The following is a 19495-nucleotide window of genomic DNA, read 5'->3' on the forward strand; positions in this document are numbered from 1 at the left end:
TTCGACTTGGCCGTCGGAAGTCGCAGCGCCGTCCGATTCAGCGGACACCCAACGCCGGCGTCTCACGGCGCAACCGCAATCCGGCGCAACCGCAATCCGGCGCAGCTCAGAGTCGGAGCACCTCCCCCCAAACCCCGCCCAACTCGCTCACCTCAGATCATAGATCCGCACGGTACCAATCGATGCGCCCGCTCCGGCGACTTGGGACACCGCAGCCTCTGGGACGCCGCAGCCTCTGGGACGCCGCAGCCTCTGGGACGCCGCAGCCTCTGGGACGCCGCAGCCTCTGGGACACGGTAAGGCACGGCAACTTGGGAAACGCTGCGGGCCAAGACGTCAAGCCGCGTCGAGTTCGCTCACCGTTGAGGCTGACGCCCCAACGAACCCGCGCGCGGATCCGCTGACGCAACGCACGCATTGCGAGTTCGCGTCGCGCCTGGCGTGCGAAACCTGAAGCGTGCATCCACCGCGGCCTGGGGCGCGAACGAACAAGACCTCGAAAACGCCACACCAGTGAACAACGCCCTGCCGGCAGCCTCCCTCAGCTCGCCTATTTTCACGCGCAAAATCACACCGACCCGCAGCGGACGCGGGCACGCGTCGCGGCCCAATACGTGCATTCGCCTTCACGGCGCGTGTGGTCCTCACGGCGCCTAATGAAACACGGCGCCTACCAACGCAGCGAGTCTCAATGCAGTGCTCGCGAGTGCCGTATGGAAAGCTGGGAGCGTGCATGAAAGAGGAGATGAGCTATGCTTGACGAGATGCGGTGTATCACTCGAACGAGTGCGACCCGCCCGCCCAACACTTCCAGCATGCTGACGTCCCTCGCGTTCTTGCGCGGCGGAGCGTTGGTCGTGTTCGCTTTGTGTTTGGGCAGCGGTTGCGCAAGCTCTCAGCCCCCCCTACCCAAAGAGCCGCCGCGAGCGATCCAACCTCGTACGGAGAACCAGCCGCCACGTCGGGTGCCGGAGCACCTCGCTCCGCCGCCAGCGTACGGAAACAAAGTCGTGATGGCGCGTAGCGCTCCCGTCAACGAGACCTACTGAGGCGTTGGCCAGAGTCAGACCGAGCGGCAACGCGTTCCCGCGCGAAAACTGATCTCAAGGTCAACTTTTCCCAGAAAACCGAGCGGTTTGGCTGAAACCGTGAACGTCGGAGTCAGCGTGCGACCTTCATTCCCCTACACGTCGCGAAGCTGTCACTGAGTGATAAGAAAAACGAACGCTCAATCGTAAAACGACCCCTTGGAGGGCGCTCTCGGGCGTGCGTTCGGGGCAAGCTTGATATAATGAGCAGTTCGTGATCGGTAGTGCGCCAGGCCGCGGCTTCGGAGAGGTTCATCCGGGAGATCGCCTCGGTCGCTACGAGATTCTTCTCGCAGTGGCTCAGGGTGGGATGGCACGCGTCTGGGCTGCGAAGCAACACGGTCAGCGCGGGTTCAGCAAAGTCGTTGCCATCAAGACCATTTTGCCGAACCTGGCAGAGGACGAAACGTTCGAGCGCATGTTCCTCGACGAGGCGCGCGTGGCGGCGGGAGTACATCACCCCAACGTCTGCGAGATCTTCGACCTCGGTGAAGAAGACGGCGTGCTCTACCTGGCCATGGAGTGGGTCGAGGGAGAGAGCCTCGCGCGGCTGCTCAAGCCAGGCAGCGGCGTTGAGGGCGCACTTCCCCAGCGCTTGAACGCGCGCCTGGCAGCGAAGATCATCGCTGAGGCCTGTGGCGGCCTGCATGCCGCGCACGAGCTGACCGACGATCACGGTCAGCGGCTCGACGTCGTGCACCGGGACGTTTCCCCGCAGAATATCCTCGTGGGGTCCAACGGCTCAGTGAAGGTGATGGACTTCGGCGTCGCCAAGGCGCTGGGCATGAGCACCGAGACGACGAGCGCCGGTCAAATCAAGGGCAAGGCGCCCTACATGAGCCCCGAGCAAGCGGGCGGTCAAAAGATCGACCGACGTAGCGACGTGTTCGCGCTCGGCATCTGCCTGTACGAAGCCACCACCGGCAAGCGCCCATTCAGCGCTCCAGGCGGAAACCAGATCCACATCATCAAGCAGATCCTCAGCGGGCAGTTCGAGCCGCCCAGTGCGCATGTGCCTGGTTATCCTCAGGAGCTCGAACAGATCATCCTGAAAGCGATGGCGATGGACCCGTTCCACCGCTTCGCGACTGCGGATCGGATGAAGACGGCGCTCGAAGAATGGCTCGCCCGTTCGGGGCCCGTGATCACGCAGACCCACATCGGCGCGGAACTCCAAGCGCGGGTCGGTCACATCGTGAGCGAGCGCCAGGAGCACATCAAGCACCTGATGCGCCAGAGCCTGGCGAGGGTAGCTTCGTCTCCCCGCGACAGCTTCCAGAGCGTCGGCGATCAGTCGGCCTCTGTCCCGAGCTTCATCCGCAATGTGGCGCCGACGTCGACGTCCGGCGCGGAGATCAGCCAGAGCGCCATCTCTACCCCACGGAAACGTCCGAGCGCGATGGGCACCGTGTTCATGGGTGTGGGGATCGGTCTAGGTGCCTTCCTACTGATCGGCGGCTTGGGTTTTGGCGGGTGGTATCTGCTCGGCGGCTCCAAAGGCTCCCCAGAGCCTGTGGCGGCGGCCACGGTTGCGCCACCCCCGGTGACTGCTCAGCCTGCCGCCAGCCCAAACCCCGAACCGGCGCCGCTAAAGGCCAACATCGAGTACATCACGGTCCGCACCGTGCCAGCAGAAGGCGTATCGCTCGAGTTCGAAGGCTCGGTGCTCAAAGTCGGCGTGAACCGTGTGCCCCGGCCGCTTCCCGGCAGCACTCGCAAGCTCATCGCACGCGCCGACGGCTACGAGGAGCAGACGCTGAACCTCGACTCCGAGACACCGTCCACCGTCGATCTAGTGCTCAGCGCCAAAGCCGCGCCGGCCAAGACCGAAGAGCGTGCCCCGGCCAAGACTGAAGAGCCGGCCGCGCCCCGTGAGGAGCCGAAGCCTGCGGCTAAGCCGGAAAAGCCAGCTGAGAAGCCGAAACCGGCGCCAGTCGACATCCCGGACAACCCATTCGACTGAACTCCGGCTCCTGGCGGGAGCTGGGTGACAAAGGTCGCGTCGAACGGCCGGGGTCAATGGGGACAAAAGCGCTCTGGGGCGGTGCCGACACGGGCCGCGCTCGCGCCGACGGGCGGCTACGAACGCTACGTCATTGCTGCAATCTTGAAGAACGACGCGTAGTAAGACGATGATTGAGGAGTTACGCCACACCGGCGTGAGCAGGAAGTAGGACAAGCGGATGACGAAGTGTTCTTCGATCGCGGCCATGGGCGCGCGAAGCTGGCGTCGAACGATCGCGAGCGGCCTGATCTGGACCACGCTCGGACTGGGAACCGGGCTCTTCAGTCCCTCCGTGTGCGCTCAGGAGATGAGCGAGTCGGAGACCAAGGCAGAGGCCGCTCGTCTCTACAACGAGGCCAAGAAAGCGCTGAGTGAGGAGCGCTATCGCGACGCAGCGACGAACTTCGAGGCTGCCAGCCGTCTGCGACCCCACGCGGTTGCGCTCTACACGGCCGCGCAAGCCTGGGAGCTAGCGGGCGAGAAGGCGCGCGCAGCCGATGCGTTTGCCTTAGCCCTCGCGACGCCGAAGTTGAACGAGTCTCAGGCCGCGCGCGCCAGGGAGCGACTCGACGCGCTCGAGCAGGAGCTCGGCGTCGTATCCGTCCTGGGAGAGGACACCACGCGCGTCCAACTCGACGATCACTCGGAGTTCAAGGCACCCGCCAGGCTCCACGCGAGCAACGGCTCCCACGTCTTGCTGATCCTGCGCGGCGACGGCTCAGTCGAGCGGCGCAACTTGGAGGTGAAAGCGGGCGAAGTGCTGGAGGTCGACGCGGAGGCAAAGGCAGAAGAGCAGCCGACGGAGGCGCCCAAGCCGAAGGAACTCGCTGAACCCCAGCTGAAACCGGTGCAAGTAGAACCGGCGCCCAAAGAATCCCCGTGGAAAACTGTCGGGTTCATCACGGCGGGCGCCGGCATCGCATCCCTGCTCGGCGGCGTACTCCTCGGGCTCTCTGCCAATGACGCCGAGACGGCCTACAAGGCAGGTCCAACGCGAGAGAGCTTCGATCACGCAAAGGGACTCGAGTCCAAGACGAACATCATGTTGATCGCCGGCGGTGTGTTGACCGCTGCGGGCGTCACGCTGATCGTTTGGCAGCCGGGCGCTTCCGAGGGGGGCGCCGAGGGCAAGATGAGCGTGGGCGTTGGGCCAGCTCAACTATGGGCGAAGGGGAATTTCTGATGCGCCGCTCGACGTCACTTCCACTGATTTGCGCGGCACTGGCCAGCGCTGCCTTCGCCGCTTGCAGCCTGGACCTAAACGAGAGCTTGATCGGCACGGGCCCCGGGCAAGACGGAGGCACCGATAGCTCCGTTGGCGGGAACGCCGGAGCGGCAGGGGCCAGTGGGGGCTCCGGTGGTTCCTCAGGGAATCAATCCGGAGGGACGAGCGGTAGCGGAGGCTCCGCCGGAGCGACCGGTGGCTCCGGTGGCGGGCTACCCGATGCTGGCACCTGCACCGGGAACGGGAGTGAGTGCTCCGCAGCAGCCGATCCTTGCCTCGAACCGACGTGTACCGCCGGTGAGTGCGTCTACGAGGTGTGTCCACCGGTGGGGTGTACTGGACGCGTCTGCGGCGGCTCGGCGACGTGCGAGATGAGCGCCACGACCTACGGCTTTCAGGCCCATCAGTTCTCCCTCGGGGACGACATCGGTTGCGGCGGCAACGCGCAGTTCTGCATCGCGACGTTGGACAACTTGCTGTTCATCGGCACGGCCACCAAGGGCATCGTGGGCTGGGACATGACCAACCCCGTGTCACCTGTGGCTCTGGACGTCGATCAACCGCCGTTTGCCGTGACGCGCTTGGCGTCGACCGCTGGCCGCATCTTGCTGCAGGGTCCGATCGCTGGCGGGAGGTTGTCACTCGCGTGGATCGATCGCCCCACCGCGAAGTCGACTCACGCCGTTACGCAAACCGCGGGCGTGAGCTTCAGCAGCGCGATTAGCTCGATCTACCCGAGCTCTGAGCACGGGTTCTTTCTGGTGCTGAACAACGCTGGCGAGTTCTATCCTGCGGCTCGGGTGCTGCCGCCGTTGATGAACACGGACACGGTGACGATGCAGACCTCTGCCGGCATTCCATCTGGTGCACGCGTCATCGGCTCGAGCGGTACGCGTCTGATCACATTCCGCACGGAGACGGGCACCGGCAACTTCGAGCCCTACTTCAGCTTCGAGCGCTCGGCGGGGACGCCACAAGCCCAGAACGACGGTGAGGTGAACCTCTACGGTCAGACGGGGGAGGTGCCCACGAGCACGAACAGCCACAACTTCGCGACGGGCAACGACGGGTCGCTGGTGTGGAGCACGAACATCGTGATTCGCGACGACGCGGGGAGTCCTGTGGCGACTGGCGTCACGCTGCGTTGGCCGCTGATTGATGAGACCGGCACCAGCCTGGACGGTACCCAGCGGGTGGACCTCGAGACGTACGCCGATCAGCCCTACAACACCGCACTTAGCGGCCCGATAGCCGTGCTGAACTCGACGACGGTGATCGCTACGCTGGTCGATCCAGCGAACATGAACCAGACGTCCGTGCGCATCGTGACACGCGCGTCAACCCTGATGCTGGACCCCGCTCGCTTCGTGATCCCCTACTCGACGACGCAGCTTGGCGTGGCTGGGGGAACTCGCTTTGGGTACGTCCTAGCGCCGCCGCTAAGCGCTGGGACCAACGCGACCATCTACGTATTCGCACCAGGCTGCAGCTGATCGGAGGCTTGTTCTGGGGGAGAGGAGCGCTTCAGTGCGCCTCCCCCCCAACGAACTCAAGCCTCGCCCAACGCTCTGCTTCTGACTCCGGGAATCACTGGACGCGCACCGTGATGCGCACCCACTCGGTGCCACCGCGGTTGTCGTGGGCGACCGCCCAGAGCTTGATGTCCCCTGGCTGCTTCGGGGCGTAGAAGCTCGTGCCGTAGTCGGTGTTGAAGCCCTTCTGAGCGTCAGCCAGCAGACGGACCGCGGACTTGAAGTCGCCTTTTTCCGCGTAGTAATTGATCCACATCTGCTCCGTCACGTTGCGCCCCTCGGCGGCCGCCGCGACATCATCGGTCTCCGCAACGTCGCTCGAGATCAGCGGACGCAGCTTGATCTCGGGGCAGTCTTGCGGGTCGCCATCTGCTTCGCAGGCAGGAACACATGCCAAGCCCTCACCGCAGACGTCGCTTGGCGGTGGTGGATCCGTGAGGCATGCGTCCCCGATGCAGTCCGGGAAAACCACTTGGTCGTTGAACTCGAAGCCAGTGATCACCGGGTTGGTATTCGTGAAATCGTCGTAGACGTAGGCGCCGGTGTAACCCGCGACGAAGCCTTCACTGGCGACTTGCTTACCGGTCGCGTCGAAGCACGCAAGGGGAAAACCCTGGCCTTCGGGTGCAGGACCAAGCTCTCCTGCGCACGCCGCGAAGAACACATACGCCAATCCATACGGAATCAAATCCGGGTCTTTGGACTTCGGCCGCGACGAGATGATGTCGTCAGGGATGCTGAAGGTAAACTGGTTGCCGGTCCCGACACCAAAACCGGGTGGAGGTGTCTGCCCAGAGCCCACGGCGGCCAGGCTCTGCGCGAGGGACTCGTAGCAGCCGTAGTAGAAGTCACCTGGCGGGTTGTAGCAGCCGCTGAACCAAGCGACCTGCACCGGTCGCGGGGCCTTATCGCTGCCGTCATACCAAAGCATGCTCACCGAGACGTCGTCGCCCGGCTTGGGATACGGCTTGTCCTTCTGCACGGCGAGCACCCGCAGACTGTTGATTTCGCTCGGCGGATCGAACTCGGCACCGCAACCGATGCTGAATCCGGCGGCCGTGATGGCGGCGAGCAGGCCAAGCGAGGTAGTGCGCGGAGCGATCACACGCCTGAGCTCTCTCGAAGCTACGAAAAGTCGTTCGGCAGACATCAGAACTCACCTCGCATGCCGATGCTCGGGATCAAGGGTAGCCCCTGTTGGTAGCTACGGCGACTGAAGTTGTAGTTGTACAAGATCGCCTCTCGCGCGGCATTGTTGTAGACGTTTTGCACGTCAAGGTAGGCAGAGAGCTGCCAGTCTCGGAACTGCCACCGCTTATCCACGCGGATATCAAGCTGGTGAAATAGCGGCAGGCGTTCGCTGAACGGGGCCGCCTGAATGGGCGTGTAGGCTCCCGCGTCAGCGGCGTACAACGCCGTGAGCGCCGGTTCGCTGAGGGCGGGCGTATCCAGTGAGCCAGAGATCACGCGGAAACGCGCGCCGAACTCCCAGCCACGACCCAGGCGGTAGCTCCCCAGCATCGTGAGGTTGTGCGTCTGGTCGTACTGGAAGAGATACTCCTCCTCCTCGGGGCTCTCCTGACGCACGCTTCGGCTCAGTGTGTACGCGACCCAGCCGAAGAAGTGCTTGTCCGGCTTGTACTTGAGCAGGGTCTCGAGGCCCATCGTGTAGCCGGTGCCAGCGTTCCCATAGTCGAAGCCGCCATCGTCCGCGGCCTGGCGACTGACCAGGTTCGTTAGATCCTTGTAGAAGCCTTCAACCCCAAGCTCGATGTGGCGCGAGAACTCCTGCTCGACGCCCACCGTGTAGTGAATCGCCTGATTGGACTCGAGCCCGGGCGTGCCGAACACGTCGTCCGTCTCCTGGAACTGCGGGGGCTGACGGAACACACCAACGCCACCCTTGATGGTGGTGCGGAGCGCTAGCTTGCCTGCGTCTTCGTCGCCATCGAGGGTCGGGTTGACGATGTCGTAGCGAGCATTGATGCGCGGCGCGAGATCCGAGTGACCAGAGTCACGCGCGAAGTCGAGGCGGACGCCTGGCACGACGCGCAGTCGAGGAGTCGGTGTCACCTCCGCCTCGGCGTACCATGCAGGACGGTAGCCCGTGCCCTTCTGACGCTGCTCGAGGGGCGGCTTGGTGACGAAGGGACCGGGATCGGGCTCACCCGGGCGCGGGGGTTGAGGCGCGCGCACCACCACCTCGAAGGGCACGATCTGGATGTCGGTGCCGACGTTCAGCTTGGCGCCCTTGGTTAGCGTCCAGCCGAACTCACTGCGCGTCTCGATTGGAACCAAGCTGAGGTCGAACAAGAAGCTCGAGACGGAGAAACCGAGCTTGGTCTCGCCAACCGAGATCATGCTGTTGAGCTCTAGATCCTTCGTGAGCTTGGTCTCGTAGAGCATCTGGGCGCGCCAGAAGCTGGTGGAGAACGAGAGGTTGCCGCCAAACGCTGGATCCTGCGCCGCCGGATCCTTGATCAAGATCTCCAGTTCGTCGTGGGAGCCATAAAAGCGCATCGATAGCCGCGAGTTCTCGTCCGGCTTGTTGTCCACGATGAACTGGTAGTCGTCGTAGACGGGCGCGCTGGTTACACCAGCGCCAGCCTCTTCGAGGACAGGCTTGAGCCAGACGTCGAACCAGCTGCGTCGACCCGCCGCTGCAAAGCTCCAGCCCTTGAGCGGACCGAGGGGGCCTTGGGCCATCACGCGCGCGTCGATCAAGTCGACTTGCGCCATGCCGTGGTAGCAGCCCTTCTTTTCGGAGGCCTTTCCGTACGGACCCGTGCAGCTGATGTCTGGCTCGCGCAACGCGACGTCGACGATGCCACCCATCACCCGGCCGTAGCGGGCGCTGAAGTTGCCTGGGTAGAAATCGATACGGTCGAGGAGCTCCGTTGGTACCACGCTGGACAGACCGCCAAAGTGATAGATGAGCGGCACTTCGGAGCCGTCGACGAAGGTGGCGGTGTCCTGAGGCGCGGAGCCTCGGACGATGAGCAGACCAGCGAGCCCGGGCGGGCGCGCAACGCCAGGCAACGACTGAAGAGATCGCAGTGCATCGCCGCTGGTGCCGGGGATACGGTTGATTTCGCGGCGCTCGACGGTACGGCGAGTCACTTCGCGCGGTGGCCGCACGCCCTGTACGGTGACTTCCTCGCCTTCCACCTCGGGCGGCAGCGCGTACTCGAACTCGTACTCTTTGCCCGTCTCGATCTCGAAAGGGAACTTGCCGGTGGTGAAACCTGGCGACGAGATCTCAACGTCGTATTTTCCGGGTGGTAATCCTTCAATCTTCCACTTCCCCTGAGCGTCGGTCGTCGTCCCGGTCTGAATACCAGCGTTGCTGGTGATCAGGATCTGCGCGCCAGCAAGCGGACCCTTGGTTCCGGCGATGCGTAGACTGCCACCGATGTTCCCAGTGGTGGGTGCCTCCGGCTTCTTCGGAGTTTCACCTGGAGCTGGCTTCTCGGGCTCAGCGGGGGTTAGCGTGAAGGAATACTTGTAGCGAATCTTCGCCGGAATCGGCTTGCCGTCTTTGGTCGCCGGTTCGAACACGAACTCGAGCGCCGCTGCCTCCGCTGCTTCATCGAAGCCGTTCCCAACGGGCTCCACGGCTTTTGCGGCGGTGACCTTACCGTCCTTGTCGATGGTGAGCTCGAGAATGACGTCCGCTTGGATGCCCTTCTTTTGTGCCTCCTCTGGGTACGGCGCAGAAGCGAACTTGACGAGCTTGGGTGGAACCAGGACCGGCTTCTTCGCCGTCTTGGGATCGTCCTTCGCAGGTTTGACGACGGCGCCCGAACTCCCACTGGGCACCGCGCCGCTGCCCTCGTCCTGCGCTGCCGCGGCGGTAGGTGTCAGCGCCAGTGCGGCGAGCACACCGAGGGAGACCGTTCGGCTGAGCTTGATCGGTGCAAGCGGAGAAAGAGAGCGACGACTGGACAACGTCAATTTTCGAGTCCTCATGATGCGTGCAGACGAGACCAAGCAACCCGGCGACTTTGGCGCCGCGAAGGGCGAGCTTCGCGCGAGCCCCCAGCGAGCCAGGCCAGGCGCGAGCGGCGCCTGGAGTCTGAAGCAAGCCCTGCGGGATCACTACAGAAAACGGCCCCGGTTGACGACCCTCTTTGCGACGCCTCGTTCACACCTCGGGGAAGCGTTCGAGGAAAGACGCAGCGCCCCAGGTCGCGGTCGGTGTCATCACGACGCCAACCGGTGGAAGCGGGAACAAGGTGCAAAAACCAAAGCGTCACAACCCGGCGCTTTGTGGGACCCGTTTCGGCCATCGACCACTGCCAAACACGCGCAGCGGACGCTTTGTCGCGACTCGGAGGCCGATTCGCGGCGTTTTGGCGGCGCTCTGGCCACGCGCGGACGTGCGGTGTATGCGGGCCGGCAGCGTGGGGAGCCCCCAGGCGCAAGAAATAGATGAAAATCGTAACTTGGAATGTGAACTCCATTCGTGCCCGTCTCGGGCAGGTTCTGGAGTGGATGGATCGCACGCAGCCCGACGTGGTCTGCATGCAAGAGACGAAGGTTGAAGACGCTGACTTCCCGACGGAGGAGTTCCAGCGCATCGGCTACGGGGTCGCGATCAGCGGCCAGAAGACCTACAACGGAGTCGCCATCGCGACCTCTCGAGTGTTGATGGACGTTCAGGCCGGCCTCCTTGACGCAGCTCCAGAGGACGACAAGCGGTTGCTCGCCGTGACCATCAAAGGCGTGCGCATCTACTCCGCGTACGTACCGAACGGGAAGGGCGTCGAGCACCCGGATTTCGAGAAGAAGAAGCGCTGGCTCGCTGACTTCAAGCGAACCGTGGCCAAGGACATCGAGGACGGGCGCGCGAAGAAGGGCGTCGTGTTATGCGGCGACTACAACATCGCCCCGGATGAGCGTGACGTCTACGACGTCGAGGCCATGCGCGGTCAGCTCCACTTCCACCCGGAAGAGCACGCCGCGCTTCAGGACTTGATGAGTCTCGGTCTCGTAGACGCCTTCCGCCTTCACAACGAAGAGGGCGGCCTGTACAGCTGGTGGGATTACCGCGCGGGAATGTTTCGACGCAACCTTGGGCTGCGGATTGACCTAGTCCTGCTGAGCGAGCAGCTCAAGGAGCGTTGCACTGCCGCCCACATCGACAAGACAGTACGCAAGCAAGCGAAGCCATCGGATCACGCTCCGGTGGTGATCGAGCTCGATCTCTAGTCGCTCAAGCCGCAAGCCGATGAGGAGCGGGGCCGAGTTCAGCGAGCGCACGAGCCGCCTCGATGCTCACCCGACCGCGTCGCAGCCAGGTTTCGAGTTCCGGAGTCGTGGCGAACGCGCTCTCCACACGGTGAAGCGCTGCCAGGTACACCAACTCCCGCCCGAGTCCGCCGCCACGGCGCGCTCGCTCGGCGATGCGCAAGCCCATGTCTAGATCCGCGCCAAGCGCCATCGACAGCTCCACCAGCTCCACGAAGTCCGCGCCGGCGCGTGCCTGACGCGCCGCCTCGTGGCGCAGCGCTAGCTCGAAGCGCCGCTCGGGGTCGAGCAACCCGTGACGCTTCTCGAGCAACAGCGCACGCCCTTCTTCGTCGTCCGAGCCGCCTTGACTGCCGACCAAGAACAAACCGCCGTGGGCGTGTCGAGCTGCTTCACGCGGCAGGACGTGACCGTGAACCTCATGCAAGACGAGGCGCCTAGCGGTGCGCTCGGTGAGCCACTGTGCGGGCTTCAAGTAGATGATCCCCTGCCCCACAGCCGCTCGCGACTGCAGATCAGGCTCCAGCTGGATGCGCACCTCCAGCTCATGCTCGCGAAGTTCGCCCTCGAGCTGACGAATCAAGCTCTGCGGTGCACCCAAGTCGTCACTGCGAAAGGTAGGCTCGCTCTCGTTGGCCTCGGGCGGCTCCAACCAGGCGCGCGCCCAGACTTGCGCCTGCCGACCGGCCGCCCCATTTTCCACAGGAAATCGCTCTTCTGCGAGCCGAAGCAGGTCTGGGGAGCCCATCGCATCGACGATCGCTGCTTCGAGGGTCAGCTCTTGGACGCGCGCCGCGTAGAGCTGCCCCCACGGTCCGGCGGACATCAGGCGCTGAGCGAGCTTCTCGAGTAGACCACGCAAGTCGCCGAATCCTGGAGACTCGATGCGCGGGTGCTCGGGTGCCCTGGGCTGCCCAGCGAGAAAGCTCTTCCTTACCTCTGCGAGGCTCCGAGCCGCATTCGGGGGTCGAACGCGATCGAGCAGTCGAACTTCGCTCTCGACGCGCAACAAGAACGCGTCGAGGGCGCAGAGCTCGAAAGTTTCCGGTTCCTGATTGCTTCCTAGCGGAGATGAAGCCTGAGGCGGGGAGACGACGAAGCGTCTGGTCATAGTTTGCTGGCGGCGATGTTGGCGAGTTCGCTGCGCTCGCCCTTTTGTAGCAGAATGTGCCCGGTGATCTGCTCGCCTCGCAGCCGGTCCGCGCTAACGCTGAGACCGTTGGTCGCGCTGTCGACGTAAGGATTGTCGATCTGGAAAGGGTCCCCCGTGAGCACAATCTTGGTGCCCTCTCCGCAGCGCGTAATGACCGTCTTCACCTCATGGGGGGTGAGGTTTTGCGCCTCGTCCACGATCACGTATTGCTGCGGCAGACTACGGCCGCGAATGTAGGTCAGCGGCTCGACCTCGATCTGGCCGTTTTGAACCAGCTCGTCGATGCCTCGAATGTTGCGTCGTTTGCCGCCGCTCGCGACTAGCAGAAACTCAAGGTTATCGAAGATCGGCTGCATCCAGGGACCGAGCTTCTCGTTGATGTCTCCGGGCAAGAAGCCCAGATCCCGGCCCATCGGCATCACGGGGCGGCTGACAAGGAGCCGCGCGTAGACGCCATCTTCCACCGTGCGCTTCAGGCCAGCGGCGAGCGCGAGCATCGTCTTGCCCGTGCCAGCCATGCCGACGAGTGTGACCAAGCGAATGGAATCATCGAGGAGCAGATCGAGCGCGAACGACTGCTCGCGATTGCGCGGCCGGATCCCCATCAAGCCATCGCGGGGGGTGAGCAGCGCACGTACGGTGCCCTTGTCGGCATGATAGCGCCCGAGCGCGGTGCGTGAGCGCGGGCTGTCGTCGCGTAGCATCACGCAAACGTTCGGGTACAGGTGCAGGTCCTCTTTCGGACGGATTTCACCCGTCTCGAAGTAGCGGTCGAAGTCGTTGGCCGAGAGCGCGATTTCCACGACTCCGTTATCCAGTTGCTCTGGCTCGACCGCCTGATTTTCGTACACCTCGGTGCGCAACCCGAGAGTATCCGCACGGATTCTCAGGTTGACGTCCATCGTGATGAAGATGGTCGGTTGAGTGGGATTGTGATCCCGCAGTTCCAGGGCGGTCTGGAGGATCGCGTGGTCGCCAGAATCGGGATTCAGCGCAATCGCGAGGATTGGCCGCTTAGTGGGGACGTGAACTCGCAACGTCCCCTCATCCCCCAGCTTCACCCCCTCAGACAGGGAGCCGTTTCGCTCACGCAATCCGTCAAGCAAGCGCGAGATGGTCCTCGCATTCCGTCCGCGCTCCGACGTGTCCCGTTTGAACTGATCGATCTCTTCGATCACGTAGATCGGCAGGACTAGGTCGTTGTCCTCGAACTTGAAGATCGCGTGTGGGTCGTGGAGCAGAACGTTGGTGTCGAGGATGTAGGTTTTCTTCATCAGAGATCTCGTTCAAAGCCCGATCGCGCCTGAGCGCGAACATCGCAACCGCGCGGTGGTTCCGCGCATCGAGCTGCCTTTCAAATAGGTCGGCCTAGTGTGCTTCGAGGCGACCGCCGCGGATAGCTCCACTCGCTGGCGTCCGCAACGCGCACCCGCGCGAAGGCGCTCGACAGCTCGAGTAGCGCATGGCCACACCTACTGAACATATCGGAATTACATGGTTTACCGACGAGACCGATTTCCATTCAGCGCCTCGGTGTCGCGCTCCACGACGCCGGTCTCGCACCCCCAGCAGGCCGTGTGAGCGCGGCCCCATGCCTCGAGGCACGCTCGTTCGGCCGCAGGATGCTGCTCTAGCCAACGAGATTTCGATCCGAGAGACTACCCCTCATGTTTCGCATGGCCTCTATTGTCAGCGCCGTCGCAGTGACCCGCTTGAGTTCCTTGTGTCTTGGCGCTGGGCTTCTCTTCGGGTGCAGCGCCACCGCGCCAGAGTCGCAATACCCTCCGGCGGGCCCGAGCGGCGGGCTGCCCTATATCCCGTTTCCGGAAGTGAACGACCTGGACGACGAGGAAATCGATGACGACGACGAAGCTAGCGGCGGCTCCGAGGCGGGTGCCCCGAACCCAGGTAGCCAAGCCTCCGTTTCGGCTGAGCTGCCAAGTAGCATTCCGCTGCTCGGAGCGGTCAGCGAGTGCAAGGCGAAAACCTGCCTACTCAAGGATTGGATCCCAGATCCCAGCTGGGCAAATCTGCCTGGAAAAGCTCCTGCGGGCGCCGAGTCAAGAGTCGACACTCCCGCGATGGGCCCGCTAGACAGCCCTGCGTTGTTGTGGAGCGAGAAGCTTCCGAAGGGAAACACCCTAGTACTGCCGCGACACCAGCACCTCGAGTATTACCTGCTTGGAAGCAGCGGCAAGGCGCTAGTGACTGGAGATGATGGTGGAGCACCCAAAGCGCTTGGGAGCTGGACGCTGGCGCGCATTCCGGGAGGCGGCGCAAGCGTTCGCGCGACGGAGGACAGCGTCATCCTCATCGCCGCTCTCACCCCAAAAGAAAGCATCAAGGAAGCCATCGAGGCGGCCCGAGCCAAGCCTTGGGAGGTGCGTTGGAAGAAGCGCTCCGCGGCGATCGAGACCAGCCAGTTGAACGAGCTTTCAGCGGTGCCCAACCAGGGTGGTTCGCTGCAGGTTCGCCTGACCCTACCAAGCAGCGCTCGCCGGGTTGGGGCTCTGCAGATCTTGGTCGGCGGCCCGGACATGCGGGTACCCGAGCACAAGCACGCCACGGAATGGGAGCACGTCGCGATCCTCCAGGGCGCGGGAGAGATGCCCTTCGGCAAAGCTTCAGAGGGCAAAGCGATGACGCTCAAGGCGGGTGACGTAGTCCGCCTGAGCCCAGGCGACTTGCACAGCTTCCGAGGTACCGGCGCGAAGCCCGTGGTCGCTCTGCAGATCTACTCGCCGCCAGGGCCGGAGGCGCGCTTTGCCGCAAAGCCGGCATCGGACCAGCCTCCTCCAGCGGGAGACTCGAAGAAGCCCAGTGACAAGCCGACGGAGAAGGCGAAGGCAGCCCCCGCACCAGCGCCTTCGGCCGCGAAGAAGTAGGGGTTTTCGCTCAACCGTCAGGCTGCGGGTGCGTTGGCCCCGGTGGCGGACGTCGGCTATGTTGCGACCGTGCTCGCTCGCTGGCGCCCGCTGTTTCTGCCCGTAGGCTCGCTGCTCTACGTGGGCTCGGCCGCCGCGCTGGCGAAGGACAACTGGAGCGCATGGGCGGCGCTCGTGCTGATTCCTCTCTTTCTGGTGTTGAGCTGGCGCCGCACTGAGGCGCCGGTTCAAGGTCAGGACGACATCGACCCAAGCGCGCGCCGTGCCCTACGCGCCGTGATTTGGGGCGGCTCGATGTGGGCGATGGCGCGCACCGGTCCCGCCGGGCGAGCCGAGCTCGACGCTGCCGCGAACCTGGGGGTGGGTGTCGCAGCCGTCGCCGCATTGGTCGCCCTAGCGAGGATTTCCGCGTCCGGCCGCCTGTTGGCCCCCGCAGAGCGCATCGCGCCGGTGAAGGGGCTTCTCTCCCCCCCACCCTCAACACGCTCCCTCGACGCCGCCGGTCTGGTCACGTTTCTCTGGGGAATCGCAATTGCATTGCCCCTCAGCCGCGCGCTGACCTCCAGCGGAGCAAGTCGCCTCGCCCCGCTGGCGAGTGACTACGCGACAACTACCGCCGGCATTGGGAGCTTGCTCGTGCTGGTTGCCGCAGCGTGGCGCTTGCGTGTGTTGCGGCGCTTGGAGCTCGGTGTCGCCGATCGCGCGGCAGGCGCCCTCGCCTTGGCGACCACTGCGTTTTTGGTTGCCGTGCCCGCGGCGCTGCTCGACGTTGCCCCCCCAGACAGGGTGCTGCCCATCGCTCTATTGATGGCTGCGTTCGCCACCACCTGGACGGCGACGACAAGCGAACCGACGAGCGTCAGCAAGGGCCTTAGAGGCGTCCTCGCCGTCATGCTCATGGGTTCCCCAGTGACCCTTCTCGCAGGCGTTGCCGCGAGGCAAGCACCGCAATACGCTGGCACCATCGTGCTCGGGAGCTGCGTGTTGAGCATCGCGGTGGGCCTCCTAGCCCGCGCTGTGGCTCGCCCGTTTGGTCCGGAACAGTCGCGCTGGCTGGACGCGATAGAACGAGCCACGGAGCGCGCCCTCGAACCAGAGCCCCAAACCGCGATCCAACGCACATTGGAGGCTCTGAGCAAGACCAGCTCCATGCCCGGGAATCGGCCAGAGCTTTGGCAAATCGATCCCCCAGAAGCGATCAGCGTGGACATCGCAGGCTACCTGCACAGCGCTCGAGCCGAGGCACCAGCGTCCCTCTTCGAGTTGGCGAGCGCCGAGCCTGAGCGCACCCTGCGCGCAGAAACGCTGCGTCTGGTTCAAATCCGCAAGCCAGAGGTACGCCCGTTGCTCGACTGGTTCGACAGCCGCAACGCCTTCAGCGCCACGCTGATCAGCGAGGAAGAGGGCCCAACTGGCTTCATCCTTTTGCCTCGCGGCAACAGGACAGCACCGATGAGCCTCGAAGAGGCCCGTGCGGTTCGCAACCTAGCCGATCGCATCAGCGCGTTGATGGGTGTAGCCGCGGCACTCAGCCGCTCCCAACAACGCGAGCTCGCAGCGCGCGCGGAGATGGGAGAGCTCGAGGCGAAGCGGGCCGAGCTCGAGCGTGCACTGGACGCTGAGGGTGATGTGAACCGCCGCGCCACAGAGCTTCTGGCGCAGGCGCTGACAGGTGTTGGTTACAGTCCCGCGAGCCGGGTGGCGCTGGACGAGCTCGCCCGCCTCGCGCGACGTACCGGAGAGCTCACCGCAGGCGCGCTGTTGATCCAGCACCCCCGAGGAGTCGACCCGGTACCGTGGGCGGCTCGCTTGCACCTGGATGGTCCACGCAGCGGAACACGCTTCGTGGTGATCGACGCCGCGCGGAGTGAGTTTCACTCCCCGGCTACCTGGAGCTCCGACACTTCGCCTTGTGTGCTTGCGTTGCGCGGCACGTTGATGGTGCTCGATGCGGCCGCACTACCGAGCAGCATCCAAGAAGACCTCGCCCTCCGCGCGCGCAGCGGAGAGTTCCTACTCGTGCTTTCCCGCGGAACAGAGCGAGAGAATAACCCGTTGTCGCCACGCCTAAACAGAGCTGTCGAGCAAGCGCAAGTTACCTTGCCGTGCCTAGCCGAACGCGCCGAGGAGCTGCGCCCGATGCTAATCGAGCGGCTCGCGCGTGAAGGCTTGCGGCAGCGCGGCGAACCGCTCGGCGTGGAACCGCGTGTCGTCGCGCTCCTGATCGAGCACTCCTGGCCAGGAAATGAGCGCGAACTGGATGCGCTGGTTGAGGCGCTCGTCCAGCGGGCCGCGGGGAGCGTGGTGACCGCCGCAGATCTCGCTGCCCTTGATTTCCGCCCGGATAGCCTGACCGTAGCCAGTGGCTTCTCGCCCGACCAACGCGCAGCCCCGGATTTGGGGGTGAGCGGAGAGCTGGGAACGCCGCTGCCGCTACCGACGCGGCGGCGTCCAGGTCCACGCAGAAGGCGCTGAGCGACTTTGGACACAACTGAGCTAATGCTCAGCCGAAGCTGGCCCATGAGTGACTCTGTGCGCCAAGCAACTTCACGCCACTACGACTACGAACGCGGCCTCTGCCAGGAAGACCCACCTCGCTCCGACGCTCAACCTGAGAGAGCGGCAGCCGCAACACCTGCCAGCACCCAGTCCAGCCAAAGCGGAGACGCTTCGCAGATTCGGAAGACCAGCGGCACCGGGGACGGTGCGCCTCAGAGCGTCTCGAGCCAACTTGCCGCGGGCGTTTCCGCAAAGCAACCGAAGGATCCGGGCCTCTGTGAGCGCCGCTTGAGAACCAACGACTTGCTCTGCAAGGTGCTTGGTGGGGCCGTGGCTCTGCGAGCTCCTGGAGCTTCTAAGGTATTTTCCGGGGCGATCGCCGGCGAATGCGTCCATGTCTGGGAGTGGCTCGAGCGCAACGCTCCCGGCGGAGCGTGCGGCGACGAGTAGCGACTGGTCGCGGACACCGCAGGGACGAGCGACGTCTGGATGTATTCAGATCGAACGACGCAGCCCCCGAAGCGCCTGGGCTTGCTGGCCTCGCCTAGGCTTCCATGTGACACTCCGACGCCATGCCTGCGATCGGAGCCGCTTCATCGAGACTCGCCCGTCGCGCCAGCTCAGTCGCACTGCTGCTCTCAGCAGTGGTCTCTGCCGGCGCCGCTCACGCTGACGACGCCCCCGAGCCGTCGATCAAGGATCAGGGCAAGGCGTTCGTGAAGGAGCTGCGGGAGCTGAGCGACAGCTGCGGGATCCGGCGTACTCCCAAGCCCAAGGCGAGCGCGCCGACCAGCTTCTCATTGATCTTGGTCGCCTCTCCGTTCGAGCTCGCCTTCTACGGTGATGACGGCGACCTCTACGCACCCCTCCCAACGCAGAGCGCGTGGAACTACGGCGGGGCAAAGTTCAAGTTCCCAGACCTCTACAAGGGCCTCTCGCTCCCGAAAGGCAAGGGCTGGGGCAAGCACAAGCCGACGAAAAACTCGAACGAGTACTTCGCGCGCTACCTCGAGCTCGGCGACAAAGCCGCGAAGCTCCCTCTCGATTTGGTGCGCAAAATGGAGGTCGTTCGCTACACCCTCGACGAGAACGGTGACGGCAAGACCGATACAGATGACCGCAGTGGCACCGAGTCGAGCAAGAGCGACGCGAGCGATGACAACACGCTCATCAAGCACACCTACGGCACCCGCCTGAAGGATGATGGCAGCACGGAATCGGTTCACGACAGCGAGGTGCTCGTGCGCGGCGTTCGGGTCGCGTTGGATGCGGGGGACGACTTCGACAAGCGACCGAAGCCGCTGTTCGTGTATACGCTGAGCGAACGCTTCGCCGAGTTTGACCTGAACGGCGACGGGGACTCCGAGGATGAACTCATCTTCGGAGACAGCGACGGAGATGGTTCGCTGAGCAGTGGCGAGCTGGACGCTCTGTACGCGACCGGCACCGGTGCGGAAGCCAGCTTGGTTGGCAACCTTGAAACGGACGAACGCTTCAAAGCCCACGGCGAGGGAGACGCCGCCGTTGCTGGCGTGCTCGAGCGGGTCAAGCAGGCGAACCCAGGCTTCGACAACCGAGCAGCAAAGCAGTTCGTGCTCAACGCGGTGGTGCGCGCGGAACTCAACCTCTACGTCGAATACGACGACCCCGTCCGCCACGCACGGGTGCGGCAGCACTTCGGAGGGGCGGCGGCCTTCAGAAACGCAATCATGCGCATCAGAGGCATGACCAAGTAGCCGCATCCCGCTCACACCAGCCGACCCTCCGAAGCAAGCAAACACAGTGGAGGGGCGGCGGCCTTCAGAAACGCAATCATGCGCATCAGAGGCATGACCAAGTAGTCGTTTAGGCCGTTGGA

Annotated in this window: 13 protein-coding genes; 9 read left to right on the forward strand and 4 right to left on the reverse strand. The window is 64.2% G+C overall.

Annotated features, from left to right (window positions below; genetic code table 11):
* Positions 1 to 815: 815 nt before the first annotated feature.
* The 4 genes from H6718_05315 to H6718_05330 all read left to right on the forward strand — a co-directional run bounded on the left by H6718_05315 (position 816) and on the right by H6718_05330 (position 5811).
* Entirely contained in the window at positions 816 to 1049 is a 234-nt protein-coding gene (locus tag H6718_05315; GenBank protein ID MCB9584792.1) for a hypothetical protein, read from the forward strand.
* A 253-nt stretch (positions 1050 to 1302) separates the two neighbouring features.
* Positions 1303 to 3051, forward strand: a complete 1749-nt coding sequence (locus H6718_05320; GenBank protein ID MCB9584793.1) for a protein kinase — start codon at positions 1303 to 1305, stop codon at positions 3049 to 3051.
* Between the two features lie 220 nt (positions 3052 to 3271).
* Entirely contained in the window at positions 3272 to 4276 is a 1005-nt protein-coding gene (locus tag H6718_05325) for a hypothetical protein (GenBank protein MCB9584794.1), read from the forward strand.
* Positions 4276 to 5811: a hypothetical protein gene (locus H6718_05330; GenBank protein MCB9584795.1), complete on the forward strand. Its 1536-nt coding sequence runs from the start codon at positions 4276 to 4278 to the stop codon at positions 5809 to 5811. Before H6718_05325 ends, H6718_05330 begins: the two co-directional genes overlap by 1 nt.
* A gap of 94 nt (positions 5812 to 5905) precedes the next feature.
* On the opposite strand, the gene H6718_05335 is transcribed toward H6718_05330, so the two are convergent.
* Together H6718_05335 and H6718_05340 are read right to left on the reverse strand one after the other, a co-directional pair.
* Positions 5906 to 7000 carry a hypothetical protein gene (locus H6718_05335; protein ID MCB9584796.1) on the reverse strand — a complete coding sequence of 365 codons (1095 nt, stop codon included), beginning with the start codon at positions 6998 to 7000 and terminating at the stop codon, positions 5906 to 5908.
* On the reverse strand, positions 7000 to 9819 hold the full coding sequence (locus H6718_05340; protein MCB9584797.1) for a TonB-dependent receptor: 2820 nt from the start codon (positions 9817 to 9819) through the stop codon (positions 7000 to 7002). The genes H6718_05335 and H6718_05340 overlap by 1 nt, the downstream gene beginning before the upstream one ends.
* A 462-nt stretch (positions 9820 to 10281) precedes the next feature.
* On the opposite strand from H6718_05340, the gene xth reads away from it, so the two are divergent.
* The gene (xth, locus tag H6718_05345; protein ID MCB9584798.1) at positions 10282 to 11061 is read left to right on the forward strand and encodes an exodeoxyribonuclease III; all 780 of its coding nucleotides are present in this window, start codon (positions 10282 to 10284) and stop codon (positions 11059 to 11061) included.
* A gap of 4 nt (positions 11062 to 11065) precedes the next feature.
* Here the strand turns inward: xth and H6718_05350 are convergent, their stop codons facing one another.
* Together H6718_05350 and H6718_05355 are read right to left on the reverse strand one after the other, a co-directional pair.
* On the reverse strand, positions 11066 to 12211 hold the full coding sequence (locus H6718_05350) for a DUF1704 domain-containing protein (GenBank protein ID MCB9584799.1): 1146 nt from the start codon (positions 12209 to 12211) through the stop codon (positions 11066 to 11068).
* Complete coding sequence (locus tag H6718_05355) at positions 12208 to 13527, reverse strand: PhoH family protein (protein ID MCB9584800.1); 1320 nt, start codon at positions 13525 to 13527, stop codon at positions 12208 to 12210. Before H6718_05355 ends, H6718_05350 begins: the two co-directional genes overlap by 4 nt.
* A 402-nt stretch (positions 13528 to 13929) precedes the next feature.
* Here H6718_05355 and H6718_05360 point away from each other — a divergent pair, with 402 nt between their 5' ends.
* The 4 genes from H6718_05360 to H6718_05375 all read left to right on the forward strand — a co-directional run bounded on the left by H6718_05360 (position 13930) and on the right by H6718_05375 (position 19373).
* Entirely contained in the window at positions 13930 to 15138 is a 1209-nt protein-coding gene (locus H6718_05360) for a cupin domain-containing protein (protein ID MCB9584801.1), read from the forward strand.
* Positions 15139 to 15207: 69 nt separating this feature from the next.
* Positions 15208 to 17613 carry a hypothetical protein gene (locus tag H6718_05365; protein MCB9584802.1) on the forward strand — a complete coding sequence of 802 codons (2406 nt, stop codon included), beginning with the start codon at positions 15208 to 15210 and terminating at the stop codon, positions 17611 to 17613.
* Between the two features lie 45 nt (positions 17614 to 17658).
* On the forward strand, positions 17659 to 18087 hold the full coding sequence (locus H6718_05370; GenBank protein MCB9584803.1) for a hypothetical protein: 429 nt from the start codon (positions 17659 to 17661) through the stop codon (positions 18085 to 18087).
* Positions 18088 to 18209: 122 nt separating this feature from the next.
* Positions 18210 to 19373, forward strand: coding sequence for a hypothetical protein (locus H6718_05375; protein ID MCB9584804.1), 1164 nt, complete (start codon positions 18210 to 18212; stop codon positions 19371 to 19373).
* Positions 19374 to 19495: the final 122 nt, after the last annotated feature.

This window comes from Polyangiaceae bacterium (assembly GCA_020633205.1).
In the GTDB taxonomy this organism is placed as follows: Bacteria; Myxococcota_A; Polyangia; order Polyangiales; family Polyangiaceae; genus JAHBVY01.